Origin of the sequence: Corynebacterium sp. P4-C1, from assembly GCF_030503595.1 — a bacterium.
Taxonomy (GTDB): Bacteria; Actinomycetota; Actinomycetes; order Mycobacteriales; family Mycobacteriaceae; genus Corynebacterium.
This window is the reverse complement of sequence record NZ_CP129966.1, coordinates 1,491,158-1,506,526: the sequence shown is the minus strand read 5'-3', so window position 1 is coordinate 1,506,526 and position 15,369 is coordinate 1,491,158. Positions and strand designations below refer to the sequence as shown.

Annotated in this window: 16 protein-coding genes; 13 read left to right on the top strand and 3 right to left on the bottom strand. The window is 66.1% G+C overall.

Annotated features, from left to right (window positions below):
* Positions 1 to 14 precede the first annotated feature (14 nt).
* Entirely contained in the window at positions 15 to 1,166 is a 1,152-nt protein-coding gene (locus QYR03_RS07100; RefSeq protein ID WP_301712538.1) for a MinD/ParA family protein, read from the top strand.
* Between the two features lie 29 nt (positions 1,167 to 1,195).
* Positions 1,196 to 2,467, top strand: a complete 1,272-nt coding sequence (mshA, locus tag QYR03_RS07095) for a D-inositol-3-phosphate glycosyltransferase (RefSeq protein ID WP_301712537.1) — start codon at positions 1,196 to 1,198, stop codon at positions 2,465 to 2,467.
* 60 nt (positions 2,468 to 2,527) lie between these two features.
* On the opposite strand, the gene QYR03_RS07090 is transcribed toward mshA, so the two are convergent.
* Positions 2,528 to 3,793 (bottom strand): hypothetical protein, encoded by a 1,266-nt coding sequence (locus QYR03_RS07090; protein ID WP_301712536.1) that lies wholly within the window; start codon positions 3,791 to 3,793, stop codon positions 2,528 to 2,530.
* 116 nt (positions 3,794 to 3,909) lie between these two features.
* On the opposite strand from QYR03_RS07090, the gene QYR03_RS07085 reads away from it, so the two are divergent.
* From QYR03_RS07085 to QYR03_RS07075, 3 genes are read left to right on the top strand one after another with little or no spacing between them, the layout of a single operon-like run.
* The gene (locus tag QYR03_RS07085; protein ID WP_301712535.1) at positions 3,910 to 4,656 is read left to right on the top strand and encodes a phosphoglyceromutase; all 747 of its coding nucleotides are present in this window, start codon (positions 3,910 to 3,912) and stop codon (positions 4,654 to 4,656) included.
* An 8-nt stretch (positions 4,657 to 4,664) separates the two neighbouring features.
* The gene (locus tag QYR03_RS07080) at positions 4,665 to 5,942 is read left to right on the top strand and encodes a cell wall metabolism sensor histidine kinase WalK (protein ID WP_301712534.1); all 1,278 of its coding nucleotides are present in this window, start codon (positions 4,665 to 4,667) and stop codon (positions 5,940 to 5,942) included.
* A gap of 20 nt (positions 5,943 to 5,962) precedes the next feature.
* Positions 5,963 to 6,661: a response regulator transcription factor gene (locus QYR03_RS07075; protein ID WP_301712533.1), complete on the top strand. Its 699-nt coding sequence runs from the start codon at positions 5,963 to 5,965 to the stop codon at positions 6,659 to 6,661.
* On the opposite strand, the gene QYR03_RS07070 is transcribed toward QYR03_RS07075, so the two are convergent.
* Entirely contained in the window at positions 6,658 to 7,536 is an 879-nt protein-coding gene (locus tag QYR03_RS07070) for a hypothetical protein (RefSeq protein WP_301712532.1), read from the bottom strand. The two genes, QYR03_RS07075 and QYR03_RS07070, sit on opposite strands and share 4 nt — an antisense overlap.
* Before the next feature lie 34 nt (positions 7,537 to 7,570).
* Here QYR03_RS07070 and QYR03_RS07065 point away from each other — a divergent pair, with 34 nt between their 5' ends.
* The 5 genes from QYR03_RS07065 (at position 7,571) to QYR03_RS07045 (ending at position 11,374) form a co-directional block, all read left to right on the top strand.
* A complete protein-coding gene (locus QYR03_RS07065; protein WP_301712531.1) occupies positions 7,571 to 8,500 on the top strand; it encodes a Ppx/GppA phosphatase family protein in 930 nt (309 codons plus the stop codon).
* Positions 8,501 to 8,512: 12 nt separating this feature from the next.
* Positions 8,513 to 9,523 (top strand): hypothetical protein, encoded by a 1,011-nt coding sequence (locus QYR03_RS07060; protein ID WP_301712530.1) that lies wholly within the window; start codon positions 8,513 to 8,515, stop codon positions 9,521 to 9,523.
* Between the two features lie 52 nt (positions 9,524 to 9,575).
* Complete coding sequence (gene proC / locus QYR03_RS07055; RefSeq protein ID WP_301712529.1) at positions 9,576 to 10,391, top strand: pyrroline-5-carboxylate reductase; 816 nt, start codon at positions 9,576 to 9,578, stop codon at positions 10,389 to 10,391.
* Positions 10,392 to 10,694: 303 nt separating this feature from the next.
* Positions 10,695 to 10,886 carry a helix-turn-helix domain-containing protein gene (locus QYR03_RS07050; RefSeq protein WP_259851717.1) on the top strand — a complete coding sequence of 64 codons (192 nt, stop codon included), beginning with the start codon at positions 10,695 to 10,697 and terminating at the stop codon, positions 10,884 to 10,886.
* A gap of 386 nt (positions 10,887 to 11,272) precedes the next feature.
* The gene (locus QYR03_RS07045) at positions 11,273 to 11,374 is read left to right on the top strand and encodes an AURKAIP1/COX24 domain-containing protein (protein ID WP_003855542.1); all 102 of its coding nucleotides are present in this window, start codon (positions 11,273 to 11,275) and stop codon (positions 11,372 to 11,374) included.
* Positions 11,375 to 11,466: 92 nt separating this feature from the next.
* Here QYR03_RS07045 and QYR03_RS07040 read toward each other — a convergent pair whose 3' ends face one another.
* Complete coding sequence (locus tag QYR03_RS07040; protein WP_301712528.1) at positions 11,467 to 12,507, bottom strand: HAD-IB family hydrolase; 1,041 nt, start codon at positions 12,505 to 12,507, stop codon at positions 11,467 to 11,469.
* A 110-nt stretch (positions 12,508 to 12,617) separates the two neighbouring features.
* Here QYR03_RS07040 and QYR03_RS07035 point away from each other — a divergent pair, with 110 nt between their 5' ends.
* The 3 genes from QYR03_RS07035 (at position 12,618) to hemC (ending at position 15,284) form a co-directional block, all read left to right on the top strand.
* Positions 12,618 to 12,866 (top strand): glutaredoxin family protein, encoded by a 249-nt coding sequence (locus tag QYR03_RS07035; RefSeq protein WP_259851715.1) that lies wholly within the window; start codon positions 12,618 to 12,620, stop codon positions 12,864 to 12,866.
* 136 nt (positions 12,867 to 13,002) lie between these two features.
* Positions 13,003 to 14,376: a glutamyl-tRNA reductase gene (locus tag QYR03_RS07030; RefSeq protein WP_301979018.1), complete on the top strand. Its 1,374-nt coding sequence runs from the start codon at positions 13,003 to 13,005 to the stop codon at positions 14,374 to 14,376.
* Positions 14,373 to 15,284 (top strand): hydroxymethylbilane synthase, encoded by a 912-nt coding sequence (gene hemC, locus QYR03_RS07025; RefSeq protein ID WP_301712526.1) that lies wholly within the window; start codon positions 14,373 to 14,375, stop codon positions 15,282 to 15,284. The genes QYR03_RS07030 and hemC overlap by 4 nt, the downstream gene beginning before the upstream one ends.
* Positions 15,285 to 15,369: the final 85 nt, after the last annotated feature.

Here is a 15,369-nt window from a genome sequence, read left to right as displayed (position 1 = left end):
TGGGGGAGGAAGACGTGACTGACATTCAATACCGCAGGTACGCCAACACCGGCCTCGGGGAGTGGGTGCCGGAAATGGGGGTGGGCCTGCACCGTGCGCCGGAGCAGGCGCACGCGGCGGTGCAGGCGCAAGCGCCTGGCCTCGAACCCGAGGCAGGGCCGGCACAGTCGGTTCAATCAACACTGCCAGTACCGCCAGCTCAGCCACCCCAGCTAGCGCCGCCGGCGCAACAGGCGCCCTTCCCGTCGCTGGAGCACATCGACATTGTGCGACCGGTCAAGGCGCCGCCGCGGCAGGGGTGGCGCAAGCTCGTGTACGGGGCGACGGGCGGGAAGGTGAACCCTGGGCAGTCGCGCCGGGAGGAGCGGCGGGCGCGGGTGACTGAGGCGATCCGGACGCCGCTGCGCGGGGACTACCGCATTGCGGTGATGTCGCTGAAAGGCGGAGTGGGCAAGACCACGACGACGGTGGCGTTGGGATCGGTGCTGGCGCAAACGCGCGGGGACCGGGTGATCGCGATCGACGCGAACCCGGACTTCGGCACCCTCGCCCAGCGCGTGGCGGCACCGGGGCCGGCGACGATCCGTGACCTGCTCACGGCGGAGGACACGGCGCGGTACGCACAGATCAAGGCGTTCACGACGCAGGGCGCTTCCCGGTTGGAGGTGATCGGCAGCGAGCGAGACCCGGCGGTGTCCGAGGCCTTTAGCGAATCGGACTACCGGCGCGCGGTGGATATCCTGCAGCACCACTACAACCTCATCCTGACTGACTGCGGAACCGGGTTGATGCACTCGGCCATGGCGGGGGTGCTCGACTTGGCCAACACACTGGTGCTGGTCAGCTCGCCGGCACTCGACGGGGCACAGTCGGCGGCGGCGACGCTGGATTGGCTGGAGCTGCACGGCTACGGCCGGTTGGCGGCGCATGCGGTGGTCGTGGTGTCGGCCCCGTCGTCGCCGAAACCGGCGGTCGACATGGATGCCGTAGTCGCGCATTTCGCGGCGCGGACCCGCGCGGTGCACGTGGTGCCGTACGACCCCCACCTGGCGGCGGGGGCGGTGGTGGACATTGACAGGCTGCGTCCCAACACGTTGCGGGCCTACCGGAATTTGGCGGCGACGATCGCGGCGGACTTCGGGGAGTGGCACAAGCACGCGCGCTGACCCCGGGGGAAGGTTCCTAGACTGTGTGTATGCGCGTCGCGATGATCTCCATGCACACCTCTCCGCTCGAGCAACCAGGTTCCGGTGACGCGGGCGGAATGAATGTCTATGTCCTCAATATTGCGCGGGAGCTCGCCGCCGCCGGGGTGGAGGTGGATGTGTTCACGCGCGCCACCCGCCCGAGCCAGGGCGAGGTCGTGCAGGTCACGGACAAGCTGCGGGTGGTCAATATTGTCGCTGGCCCGTACGAGGGGTTGGCGAAGGAGGAGCTGCCCACCCAACTCGCGGCATTCGCGGGCGGCATCGTGCAATTCACGCGCGACGAGGGGTGCAGTTACGACCTGATCCACTCGCATTATTGGCTCTCGGGCCAAGTGGGGTGGCTCTTGCGCGACCTTGTGCGGGTGCCGCTCATCCACACCGGCCACACGTGGGCGGCGGTGAAAAACGCTGCGCAGAAGAAGGTGGGCGGGGAATCGCCGGAAACGGAGGCGCGCCGGATCTGCGAGCAGCAGCTCGTGGACAACGCGGATGTTCTGGTGGTCAACACCGAGGACGAGATCGAGCAGTTGAGCTGGCATTACGACGTCGATCCGTGCCGCATCCGCGTGGTCACCCCGGGTGCGGACACGCGTTTGTACACCCCAGGGACGAACCGCAACACGGAGCGCACCCGCCGCCACCTGGGCATTCCGGTGGATAGCGAGGTCGTTGCGTTCGTGGGCCGACTGCAGGAGTTCAAGGGGCCGCAGGTGCTGCTGCGGGCGGTCGCGGAGATGGTGGAGCGGGACCCGGGGAGGAATCTGCGGGTGATTCTGTGCGGTGGGGCGTCGGGAAGCGATGCGTCGGTGGACTATTACCGTTCGTTCGCGCACAAGCTGGGGTTGAGCCGCACGGTGCGTTTCTTGGGGCCGCGTCCGCCGGAGGAGCTGGTGGCGGTTTATCAGGCGGCGGATATTGTGGCGGTGCCCAGCTACAACGAGTCTTTCGGATTGGTGGCGGTGGAGGCGCAGGCCACGGGCACGCCGGTGGTCGCGGCGCGCGTGGGCGGGTTGCCGCTGGCTGTCGCGGACGGGGAGACGGGGGTGCTGGTCGACGGGCACGATCCGGCGGCGTGGGCGGAGGCGCTCGGAGCTTTGCTTGACGACGACGCCCGCCGCATCTCCATGGCCGAAGCCGCCGTCGAGCGCGCCGCGAAGTTCAGCTGGTCCGAATCCGCGGCTTCGCTGACGCGGGTGTACGAAGAGGCCCGCGACGGGTTCGAACCCGCGACCGAGCGGCGCCACGCCACTGGCGACTAACCGCGCGACTGGCGCGCGGCCCGAGCACGACTAGTCCGCGGCGGGCGGCCGGCGGGCAGGCTAGTTGTAGCCGAATTCGTCCAGGGCCCAATTCAGACCCGCGGCCGCGACATTGTCCGCGTGGGCGGAAGCGTAGGCGCCCACGGCGTTGCCGAAGTGGTTGGCGGCCTCGCCGACTTCCTCTGGGCTGGCGGCACCCGTGGCCACTGCGACTGCGGCGCTGGCGGCGAAAGTCTGGGTGTCGCCGGCGATGGCCGCGGCGTCTCGCTGGGCCGCGCCGACCGCCGTGTCGAACTGCTGCTTCGGGGTGGGCGGAGTGAGCTGTTCTGCGGGGATGGAAGGGTTGTTGTCCACCAGGTACTGCTGGACTTCCTGCGTCTCCTCGTCGGAGGTGACAAAGTCGGCGCGCTTTTCTGCCGGTGCAGCCGGGGTGAATTTCTCGTTGACCTGGCCGTCGGCGATGCCGTAGCCCTCTTCGAGGGCGCGGTCGGCGCGCTGCGCGGTCCCCAACGGGCCGAGAGCCATTGACGTCATGCCGACGATCTCGCCCGACTTCGGGTCGTAGTTGACACCGCCAGAATCGCCCGGCGCGTAGTCGAGACCCCAGCTCCACACCGAGTCGGAGGTGTAGAGGATCTGGAAACCGCACTTACGCGCCCCCACGTCACCGTCTTTGCACAGCGGCTGACCGAAGTTGTCTAGGCGGAACTGGCCGGGCACCAGGGTGGGGTAGTCGCGCACACCGGTCAGAGGAACGGGGCTGCTGGCGTTGCCGCCGAAGCGGTCGCGGGAGGCGGAAGCGCCGTCAGCTTCGGCGGCGGGATCCAGCACCACGATGCCCCAGTCGGTGGAGTTGCGGGCCTTGCGGGCGGCCGTCGATAAGCTGTCGTACCCGCTGGGAACGTTGACAGTGCGCACCATTCCGGTCGTGCCCACGCGCTCGTACCCGCCGCGGACCGGGGCGTAGACGTCCTGGCCCATGATCACGCCGAAGTCGGACTCGCCCGAGACGCAGTGCCCCGCCGTGAGCATGACGCGCTGCTTCCCGCCGTTGTCGAGCGCGACCTCGCCGACCGGCCCCTGCGAGCACGACCGCGTGTACATCTCCGGGTGGGTGTGCACTCCCGTGAGCTCGTAGGTGTCCGGCTGATCCGGCCCGTACGGGTGCTCCACGTCGAACGGGCGCACACGCATGGGTGCACCCGGAGCTGCGATTGCGGCGGCAACCTGCTCAGCACCTCTCTCCGGAGCCGCCTGGGCGATCGGAGTGAGGCTCAGCGCGAGGCCGAGAATGGCAAATGGAGCAATAGTACGACGCGAAATCACACAAGTGAATGTAGAACACTTTCGTCCCTTCCGTGGCGCATCTCGTCTGTGAGTTCTGTTGCTCCTGTTGAACGCGTTCCACAGCGGACCAGAGACGAAACTGGCATGCTGGAACCATGAGCAACGGAAAGCTAATCCTTGTCCGCCACGGACAGAGCCAGTGGAACGAATCCAACCAATTCACCGGCTGGGTCGACGTCGACCTGACCGAAAAAGGCGAAGCTGAAGCCGTCAACGCCGGCAAGCTGATGAAGGAGAAGGGGATCCTCCCCGACGTCGTCTTCACCTCGCTTCTGCGCCGCGCCATCCGCACCGCCAATATCGCGCTGAACGAGGCGGACCGGCACTGGATCCCCGTCGAGCGCAACTGGCGCCTCAACGAGCGCCACTACGGCAAGCTGCAGGGCCTGAACAAGACTGAGATCCGCGAGGAATTCGGTGAGGAGCAGTTCATGGAGTGGCGCCGCTCCTACGACACTCCGCCGCCGGAGATCGACCCGGACAACGAGTACGCGCAGACCGACGACCCGCGCTACTCCTTCCTGCCCGAGGTGCCACGCACCGAGTGCCTGAAGGACGTCGTCGAGCGCTTCACGCCGTACTACATCGACTCTGTGCTGCCGGAGGTGCTCGCCGGCAAGTACGTCATGCTCGCCGCGCACGGCAACTCCCTGCGCGCGCTGGTGAAGTACCTCGACAACATCTCCGACGAGGAGATCGCCGGCCTGAACATCCCGACGGGCATGCCGCTGGTCTACGAGTTCGACGCCGACGGCAACGTCACCAACCCGGGCGGCACCTACCTCGACCCCGAGGCCGCCGCGGCCGGCGCAGCCGCCGTCGCCAACCAGGGGAATAAGTAGACCACTCCGTGAGTGCTGTCTACGCCTTCCTCGCGGGAGCGTTGGTGGCCGGCTTCGCCGCCGCCGGAACCGCCAAGTTCCGGCGGCAGCGGGGGCGCAGCCGTGCGCAGGCCGGCCCTGAAGAAACGAAGGTCCGCACGGTCAGCCAAATCCTGCACTTGGTCATCCAGGGTTCGCCGACGGGCATCACCGTCGTCGGGCGCAAGGGTGAAGTGATCCTGTCGAACGCCGCGGCGCACCACATGTCCATCGTCCACGACCGCACCTTGAACCCGGAGGTGCGGGGTGTGGGCAAGAAGGTCTTCGAGGACAAAGAAGCCCGCGTGCTGGAGATGGACCTGAAGCACCGGTCGACCGGTAGCCGCGTCAACAACGTCAGCGCTGTGGTGCAGCCGTTGACGTTGTCGGAGACCGACTACATCATTGTCTACTCCACGGACGAGTCGGAAAACGTGCGCATGGAATCGGCGCGCCGCGATTTCGTCGCTAACGTCTCCCACGAGTTGAAGACCCCGGTGGGCGGCATGTCGCTGCTCGCCGAGGCGCTGCTCGAGGACCCTGACGATCCGGAGCTGGTCACCTACTTCGGTGAGAAGCTGCTGGGGGAAGCGCACCGCATGGGCGCGATGATCGCGGATCTGATCAACCTGTCCAAGCTGCAGGGGGCCGAAGCACTCCCAGAGATGGCGCCGGTGCGCGTCGACGACATCATCGACGAGGCAGTGGAGCGCAACCAGCTCGCCGCCGAGGGGCAGGAGATCGAGCTCACCCGCGGGGAGCGCCACGACACCCACGTCATGGGCGACAAGTCCATGTTGGTCACCGCGCTGTCCAATCTGATTTCCAACGCGGTGAACTATTCGCCGAAGGGCAAGCCGGTCACCGTGACCCAGAAAGTCGTCCGCGATTCGGTGGTGCTGATCCGCGTCACCGACCGCGGCATCGGCATTGCCCCGGAAGACCAGAAGCGGGTCTTCGAGCGTTTCTTCCGCGTCGATAAGGCGCGTTCGCGGCAAACCGGGGGCACGGGGCTCGGATTGGCCATCGTGAAGCATGTGGTGGCAAACCATGGCGGTAATATCAAACTATGGTCGCGGCTCGGAACAGGCTCGACGTTCACGATCGAACTGCCGGTCTTCGCCCCAGAGAAGCTAGCTTCTGCGGTGGTACCGGCGGAGATCGCCGATCTCGGCAACCCCTCGAGCGGGGACGGTTCCGAAACGCAGCCGAACAAGTCGTTCCCGGTGGGACGCGTCGTGGCGCGCATCAGGGATAAAGAAGGCTAGAGAAGGTTAAGGACACGAACATGACATCGACCATCCTGATCGTCGAGGATGAGGAATCGCTGGCAGATCCGCTTGCTTACCTCCTACAGAAAGAGGGCTTCGAGGCGCTCATCGCCGCCGATGGCCAGGCCGCACTTTCTGAATTCGCCGCGAACGACATCGACCTCGTCCTTCTTGACCTGATGCTGCCCGGCATGTCCGGAACCGACGTGTGCAAGAAGCTGCGCGCGACATCCGACGTCCCGATCATCATGGTCACGGCGCGCGACTCGGAGATCGACAAGGTCGTTGGCCTCGAACTTGGCGCGGACGACTACGTGACCAAGCCGTACTCCACGCGCGAACTCATCGCCCGTATCCGCGCGGTGCTGCGCCGCCGCTCCGACGTGTCCGAGCCGGAGGCCGAGGCACAGTCGGAGAATGTTCTGGAGGGCGGCCGCGTCCGCCTCGATGCCGAGCGCCACACCGTCTTCGTCGACGGCACGCCCGTGCCGATGCCGCTCAAGGAATTCGACCTGCTCGAGTACCTGATGCGCAACGCGGGGCGCGTGCTCACCCGCAGCCAGCTCATCGACCGCGTCTGGGGCTCCGACTATGTCGGCGACACCAAGACGCTCGATGTGCACGTCAAGCGCCTGCGCACCAAGATCGAGCAGGAGCCGTCGCGCCCAGAGCAGCTGATTACCGTCCGCGGCCTGGGCTACAAATTCGAGGCCTAAACCCCGTCTGCGGCATCTTTTGCCGCAGTCGCGGGATGCACGGACTTTGCTTCCGTCGGCACCGCCGCGCGCGCTTCGCAATGCTTTGCGACGATCGCGTATGGTTTCTCGCCGATCAGCTGAACCAGCTCGTCCCGCATTGATTGCCACACCGGTGTGCTGTTGCCGGAATGGCAGGCGGGGTCGTTGGTGCACCACCAGTCGAAGTCCTCGCCACCGTCGCCCCACTGCCGGCGGTCGTATTCGCCGATGGTGGTGCGCAGGATCTCTTGGCCGTCGCTACGCTCCTGCCATTCGTCCTCGCGGGAGAACGGCACCTGCCAGCACACCTCCGGCTTCGAGCCGATAATGTTGCGCCCCTCCGCCATCGCCCACTGGTGCAGCGCGCACCCGGGTCCGGTGGAGTGGCCGTGGCGGTTGGCGAAGATGCATGCTCCGTCGACCACCGCGGTCTTCAGCGAGGGTTCCTCTTCATCGTCGTCCCACTCCAGCCACGGCTCGAGTTCCACTGGGTCGGCGGCGGCGATGTAGCTGTCGACGTCGTCGGGGCGCAGCTGCCAGAACTTCGCCGGCATTTCAGCCACAGCGTTGTAGAGGTCGTCGCGGTCGTGCTCGTCGGAAAGATAGGCACCGTGGATGCAGCAGCCGACGACAGGAAGGTCCTCGGAGATGCCGTGGCACTGCGCGGTGCCGAAGCGGCATGACCAGGTCGATTCCAGCCACGTCAGATCGATGCTGAAATAGTGGTGCGGGTCGTCGGGGTGGATGAATTCGAACCATTCGCGCGGAAAATCCGGCGGCAATTCACGTCCGGCGCGGATCGATTTTCCGGCGGGAGAATTCTTCGGAAACCCCAGAAACACAGGTTGATTCACACTGCACCACGGTAGACGGTCTAGGGTTGAGCCTGTGCGACTAGGTGTATTGGACGTGGGCAGCAATACTGTCCACCTCGTGGCAGTTGATGCCCGCAGCGGTGGACGTCCGACCCCCATGAGCGACTGGAAACAGCCCCTGCGGCTCGTCGAGATGCTGGACAAGAACGGAGCGATCGACGACAAAGGTGTCAAGAAACTGACCGACGCCGTGCAGGAGGCGGCCGATCTGGCCGACAACCTGAAGTGCGAGGAGTTCCTCGCCTTCGCAACTTCCGCAGTGCGCTCAGCCGCGAATTCGGACGACGTGCTCGACCATGTGGAGAAGAAGACGGGTGTCCGCCTGAAGGTGCTGTCCGGCAAGGACGAGGCGCACCTGACGTTCCTCGCTGCGCGCCGCTGGTACGGCTGGTCCGCGGGCCGCATCACGAACCTGGATATCGGCGGCGGCTCGCTGGAAATGTCCACGGGCACCGACGAGGTCCCCGACGTGGCAGTCTCGCTCGATCTGGGTGCGGGACGCCTCACCCACGAGTGGTTCGACACCGATCCTCCCGAAAAGAAGAAGGTCAACGCTCTGCGCGATTACATTGATGCCGAGCTCTCCACCGCCGCGGACGATTTCCTCGCCCAGGGCGAAGCCGGCCTCGCCGTGGGCACCTCGAAGACGTTCCGCACGTTGGCGCGCCTGACCGGTTCGGCGCCGTCGTCGGCTGGCCCGCACGTGAAGCGCACGCTGACCGCACCGGGTCTGCGCCAGCTGATCGCATTCATCACCCGCATGACCGCGTCGGACCGCGCCGAGCTTGAAGGCGTCAGCTCGGACCGCTCCCACCAGATCGTGGCGGGTGCCCTCGTTGCGGAAGCAGCGATGCGTGCACTTAATCTTGATAAGTTAGAAATCTGTCCGTGGGCTTTGCGCGAGGGCGTAATTCTCAGGCAGATCGATAAAGGGCAGAACTAAGGAGACGACGAGATGGCCGATAAGCAGCTGACTGTGGCCGAGTTGATGGCCCGGGCTCAGAAGGAGAACCCGGAACCCCAACCCCGGCGCCGTCGCCGCCGCAGCCTCGACGAGGGCGGCATCTCCGTCGCCGAGCTCACCGGCTCGCTCAAGGCTGTCGACGCCCGCCCCGCCGAGGTGAAGCACTCCTCCGTCCCGATCGATGAGGAGCCGGAGAAATCCGACACGCCCAAGACGCCTGCCCAGCCTAAGCCTGCCGAAACGGCCAAGAAGCCTGCTGTCACACCCGCAAAGCCTGCTGCAGCGGCCAAGCCCACCGAGGCCACCGCGAAGCCCGAGTCTGAACCCGAGGCGAAGCAGTCCACCTCCGTGAAGGTGGAGCCCGCCGCGCCCAAGCCCGCGACCACCTCCGCACCGAAGTCCGAGCCGAAGACTGAGTCGAAGCCGAAGGCACCGGTAAAGCCGGAGATGCCGGTGCAGAAAAAGCAGCCGAAGCCACAGGCCGAGGCCGCGACCCGCAGCAGCTTCACGGCGGTTGCCCCGCAGCCGAAGAAGACGGAGCAGACCGGCCCGATCACCCGTGTGGTCGACTTCGGTGACCGCCCGGACCGTGAAGTGAAGGAGGAGCGGGAGGACATCGATAAGCGTGCCGCCGCTGAGCCTTCCGACATCGAAGCGACGCAGGAAACCCCTGTCGTGCGCGACGAACACCTGCTGGAGGAAACCGTTCGCGCAGACGACGTGCACGAGGAGTACGAGGAAGACAACAGCGTCAACCCGATCATGCTGGTGCTGCTCGTCTTTGCCGGCCTGGTTGTCGGTGTGCTGGTGTTCCTGGGCTTCCAGTACCTGTGGACGTCGCTGAACCCGCTGCTTGTGGGTGTTCTGGCGCTCGCCGTGACGGGTGGCGTGGTGCTGCTCGTGCGCGCGATGAAGACCGGCCGTGACGCGCTGACGATGACGCTCGCTGCGCTCGCCGGCGCTGCCATGACCTTCGGGCCCGCACTCGTCTCGGTCGTCTAAACCTCTCCGCCCCAGTGGCCCGCTGCGGGGCTGCTGTGGCACTCTTGGGTGCATGAGCACCTCAATCGCAGTAATCGGTGCCGGAAACATCGGGGAAGCCCTGATTTCCGGCCTTGTTTCTTCTGGCGTCAACCCGGAGACCATCACGGCGACGAACCGCACGGAGGCCCGCCGTGAGGAGCTCGCGCAGCGCTACGGCATCATCACCACCGACGATAACGTCGAGGCGGTCACGGACGCGGAGGTTTGCTTCCTGTGCGTCAAGCCGTACGCGATCGCGGAGATGATCGAGGAATTGTCGGAGGCCATCGCGGCGAACGACACCTCGACGGTGCTCGTGTCCATGGCGGCGGGTGTGACGCTCGCGGCCATGTCGGACGCGGTGCACAGCGCGGGCACTCCGCTCGCGCGCGTCATGCCGAACACCCCGATGCAGGTGGGTAAGGGCGTGTGCGTGGTCTCTTTCGGCCGCTTCGTGGAGGAGGACCAGCAGGAGCTGGTCACGGATCTGCTGGGAGCGACCGGAGAGGTCGTCGTCGTGCCCGAGAAGCTTATCGACGCCGCCTCCGCCATCTCCGGCTCCGGCCCCGCCTATTTCTTCCTCATAGCTGAGGCCCTGGTTGACTCCGCGGTGAGTCTGGGCCTGCCGCGCGAGACCGCGACGGTGCTGGCATCCGCGACCGCGGAAGGTGCCGGAGCAATGCTGGCCCACTCCGGCAAGATGCCGGTGGAGCTGCGTGCCGGGGTGAGCTCCCCGGCCGGAACGACGGTCAAGGCGATCCGCGAACTCGAAGAGTCCGGTGTGCGCGGCGCGTTCTACCGGGCGACAGAGGCGGCGGCGAACCGCGCAGCGGAGATGGGCAAGTAGGCAGCGGCCCGAACGCGCCCACTCGCTAGAGCCGGGGCCGCAGCACCTTGTTGCGGCGTTGCGGCGGGCAATGAAATTTTTCTTCCCCACGGCCTCCTACGAGGTGTGTGGGGACATTTTTGCTGGCAGCGGAACTAGCGACACTAGGGGACCGAGAAAGACCTGTGAACAAAGTTAAAGTTTTCCAGCTTTTGAGTCGCATGTGGCACGGGTTTCACGCTAGGCTGTTCAAGGCACGTGCGTGTTCGTCCTGTGGGAGGGGAAGCCTACAGCGCGCCACAGTGCTGGAGGTAGATAAAACACATGGCAAATGAAGATAAAGGCAAGTTCCTGACCGTGGCCGAAGTTGCGGAAATCATGCGTGTTTCCAAGATGACGGTCTACCGCCTCGTCCACTCCGGTGAGCTGCCGGCAGTGCGCGTGGGCCGTTCGTTCCGCGTGAACGAGTCGGCTGTCAGCGAGTACCTGGAGTCCTCCGTCTACGACGTGGGATAACTTCACGGCCGTCCGGCCGAAAGGCGGCGGTCCGCGCCGACTCCTGAAGAAGTCGCTCAGCCCTTGCGGTAGCACTTTGCGCAAGTGCAGGTTGCGGGGTTTCCCGGATAAGACCGCGGGGAGTGCGACCGATTTTTTCAAGGCATCTGGTGCGGACCGCCGCTTGTGCATGTTCTGGGGCCGTGCCGGCGGGGTGGGAAGGGGCCGCTTTTTGGTTTCGCCTAGCCAGGCCGGTAGAATTTTCCAGGTATTCGTGCCGCGCACCGAGTGTTCCGCTCGGTCCTGCCCCGGGAGTGCACCCCAGGGCGCGCCCCTGAACAACATGTTGCAGGTGGCGGATGCGGTAGGGAACTGTACGTACGACAGACGAAAAGTGAGGAAACCTGATGGGTTCTGTGATCAAGAAGCGCCGTAAGCGCATGTCCAAGAAGAAGCACCGCAAGATGCTGCGTCGCACCCGCGTTCAGCGTCGCAAGCTGGGCAAGTAAAGCACGCCCACAGCTTCACTCAGCGCCCGCTCCGCCCAAGCCCCCGATACGGGAGATGGGGGTGAGAGCGGGCGCTTTGCGTTGTTCCGGTGTCAGCCGCGGCGCTTTTTGCGGCGCCACACGAAGGCTCCCGCGCCGGCCGCCGCGATGCCGGCGGGCGCGAGCCAGCTGAACAGCAGGCGGCGGACTGGGCGGTAGTCGCGGATCAGCCAGCCGTGCTCTTCAGCGTGCTTGCGCAGCTTGCGGTCGGGGTTGATCGCCACGGGCGTGCCCACCATCGACAGCATGGGGATGTCGTTGGCGGAATCGGAGTAGGCGGTGCACTCGGACAGGTCGAGCGCTTGGACCGCGGCGAGGGCGGCGACAGCGTGGGCTTTGCCGGGGCCGTGGAGAATGTCGCCGACTAGGCGGCCGGTGAATTTTCCGTCGGCTTCCTCGGCGACGGTGCCCAGGGCACCGGTGAAACCTAGGCGCACGGCGAGGAACTGGCCGATCTGCACTGGAGTGGCGGAGACGAGCCAGACTTGCTCGCCGGCGGCGATGTGCATCGCGGCGAGCTCCCGGGTGCCGGCGTAGGTGCGGTCGATCAGCCGGTCGTCGACGATATCGCTGCACATTTCCTTGAGCGCGTCGACCTGTTGGCCCTTGACGAAGTTGAGGGCCATTTCGCGCCCCGAGCCCATGGCGTCGGGCAGCTCCGAGCCGAAGACGCGGTAACGAATCTGCGCCACGAGGTACGGGAAAATCTCGCCCAGGGTCAGGAATTTCCGGCGGAAGAGCTCGTAGCCCAGCAGGATCAGGGAAGAACCTTGGATGAGCGTGTTGTCGACATCGAAGAATGCGGCGGCGCTCGTGTGTTGGGGGATGTTGGGATCGGGCTGGGTGAGGCGAATTCCGCCGGCGTTCTCGGCGGCGCCGGAGACGGAGTCGACTCCGGTGGCGAACTGCTCGATCCCGATCCCGAATGTCTCTTCGATGGCGGCTTCGGCGGCAGCTTCACCGGCGGCGCGCTGGTGGTCGTCGTCGATAGGCGGGAGTGCGGTCTCCTCGATGAAGCGGCGCAGATTGCCTCTGGAAATGGACCATTGCGCGAGGTAGTCGCGGCCGGGGAGGGAACCGTTGTCGGGGCTCACGGCGGGGTGGTCTCCTTGTCCAGGGGGTGGGCGGGTGCGCTTGGCAGAGTAGCCTGATTAACCATCGTAAGCCCTCGTGTCCGCCCTCCGAACGAAAGGAACCCCCTAAGATGACGCGCCTAGTCGAAGTGATGGTCCGGAAGACCTGCGGTTCGTGCTCGCGGGTGGTGGAGCAGATCACCCCCGTGGTGTCCGGTGCCGGGGCCCGGTTGGAGAAGGTCGACGTGGACACGGACACCGAGCTCGCCCTCGAATACGGGGACCGGGTGCCCGTGATCGTCATCGACGGAGAGGAATTCGCCTGCTGGGAAGTGGATAACGGTGAGCTTGCCGCGGAGCTGGGGGCGCATGCTGGGTGACCCCGCGGCGGCGGGGTGGTTGCGGCGTCTCCGGATGCCGGGGGTAGTCTTTGGGATGATTTGTGGCACGGCCGTTGCGCCGGATGCCCGGTGAACTGGTCTGGAGGAAGTATTCGTGAGTGTTCTCCTGGTGGGCATGTCCCACCGCTCGGCGCCTGTCGCGCTGCTGGAGCGGCTGAGCATGGACGACGCCGTGCAGAACGAGGCGGGCGAAGCCTTCACGCGGCAGCCGAGCCTGTCGGAGGCGATGATCATCTCCACGTGCAACCGCCTTGAGGTGTACGCGGTCACGAACGCTTTCCACACCGGCGTGAACGACGTTCTGCGCGTGCTTGAGCAGTTCTCCGGCGTTGATGTCGCTGAACTGCGTGGATACCTCTACGTCCGGTATGCCGACGCCGCCGCCGAGCACCTGATGAGGGTCGCCTCCGGCCTGGATTCGATGGTGGTGGGCGAGCAGCAGATCATCGGCCAGGTCCGCTCCGCCTACCAGTCGGCCACGGAGCGAGGCACGATCGGGCCCGCCCTGCACGCCTTGGTGCAATCCGCGCTGCACACCGGGAAGCGCATCCACACCGAGACGGCTATCGACGACGCCGGCGCGTCCATGGTCACCTTCGCCCTCGACGAGGCGATGAAAGAGATGGGCGTGGACACCCTCGAGGGACGCACAGCGCTGGTGCTCGGTGCGGGTGCGATGTCGTCGCTGGCGGCGACCAACTTGGGCAAGCGCGGTGTGGACAAGCTCATCCTGGCCAACCGCACGCGTTCTCGCGCCGAGCGTCTCGCCGAGCACTCCCGCGAGGCGGGAGTGGCGGCCGAGGTGGTGGATTTCTCCGCGCGCGCCGGGGCCCTGTCGCGGGTGGACATCGCTGTGTCCGCAACGGCGAGCGACGGGTTCACGCTCACACCGGAGGACATTTCGGGTGCGGCGACACTGGTAGATCTGTCGCTGCCGCGCGACATCGACGACGCGGTCGGGGAGATCGACGGGGTCACCCTGATCAATATTGAGGCTCTGCACGCGAAACTCGGGGATGACGAGGTCAACCCTGGTTCGACGGAGGAAGGCAGTCTCGCGCGCCGCCGCGCCGAGGAGATAGTCGCCCAAGAAATCGCGAATTTCACCAGCGAGCAGCGCGTCCGCGATGCCGCACCGATGGTCAAGCAGTTGCGCGTCAACGCGTCCGCGACGGCGAAGGCCGAGCTGGATCGTCTGCGCACGCGGCTTCCGCAGCTGGGCGACGACGAGTTCGAGGAGGTCTCCCGCACCGTCAAGCGCGTGGTGGACAAGCTCCTGCACCAGCCGACCGTGAAAATCAAGGAGCTCGCGGCGTCGTCCGACGAGGTCAGCTACGAGATCGCCATCGAGGAATTGTTCGGGCTCACCGGTGGCAGGGACACCACGACGGGCCTGGCGGCGGGGGACAGTACGGTGGGAATCAAATCCGCGGGCAGCTTCGAGAAGAACTCGCTTTCAGGGTTCTGCGAGAAAGGACACGAGCAGTGACAGACGCGACCGAGACCAACAGCCAGCGGACGTTGCGTGTGGCCACGCGCGGTTCGAAGCTGGCGCGTACACAGGCGGGGCACATCCGCGACGCGCTTATCGACGCCGGCTATCCCGCGGAGCTGACCATCGTCACCACTGCGGGCGACCTGAGCCAGGCACCGGTGGAGCGCATCGGTGTGGGGGTGTTCACGACGGCGATCCGCCAGTCCGTTTTCAACAACGAGGCGGATATCGCCGTGCATTCCTTCAAGGATCTCCCCACGGCGGCAGAGCCCCGCACCCACCTCGTGATCCCGGTGCGCGAGGACCGTCGGGAGGCACTGATCGCCCGCGACGGGATGACGCTGGCGGAACTGCCGGTGGGCGCGCGCGTGGGCACGTCGGCTCCGCGCCGCATCTCCCAGCTCAAGGCGATCCGCCCGGATCTGGATATCCGCCCGCTGCGCGGCAACATCGATTCGCGCATGGGGCGCGTCACCGACGGCGAGCTCGACGCAGTGGTCCTGGCCTTCGCGGGCTTGACGCGCGTGGGCCTGGGAGCCAAGGCGACGCAGGTCTTCGATCCGAACGAGTTCATGCCGGCACCCGCGCAGGGCGCTTTGGCTGTGGAGTGTAGGGCGGATGACGGGTACGCGCGGCAGGCCGTCGATAAGCTCGTGAGCGCCGACGACACGACATGCGCGATGGCGGAACGCACGGTGCTCGCTGTGTTGGAGGCGGGCTGCACCGCGCCCGTGGCCTCGACCGCGACAATCGACGGTGGCCGGATCACCCTGCGCGGCGGCGTGTTCGCACCCGACGGCTCCGCGCAGCTCGTCGAGGAGGCGGCCGGCACGGATCCCGTTGAACTGGGGAACGAAGTGGCGGAGAAGCTTTTCGCCGGCGGTGCCGCCCGCTTCCTCTGATCCGCCGCCGGCAGCTTTCCGCGACGGTAATTTCTGGAATTCGGCCTACTAAATTAAGGTGTAGTTACCATACGCCGTCGGCGCC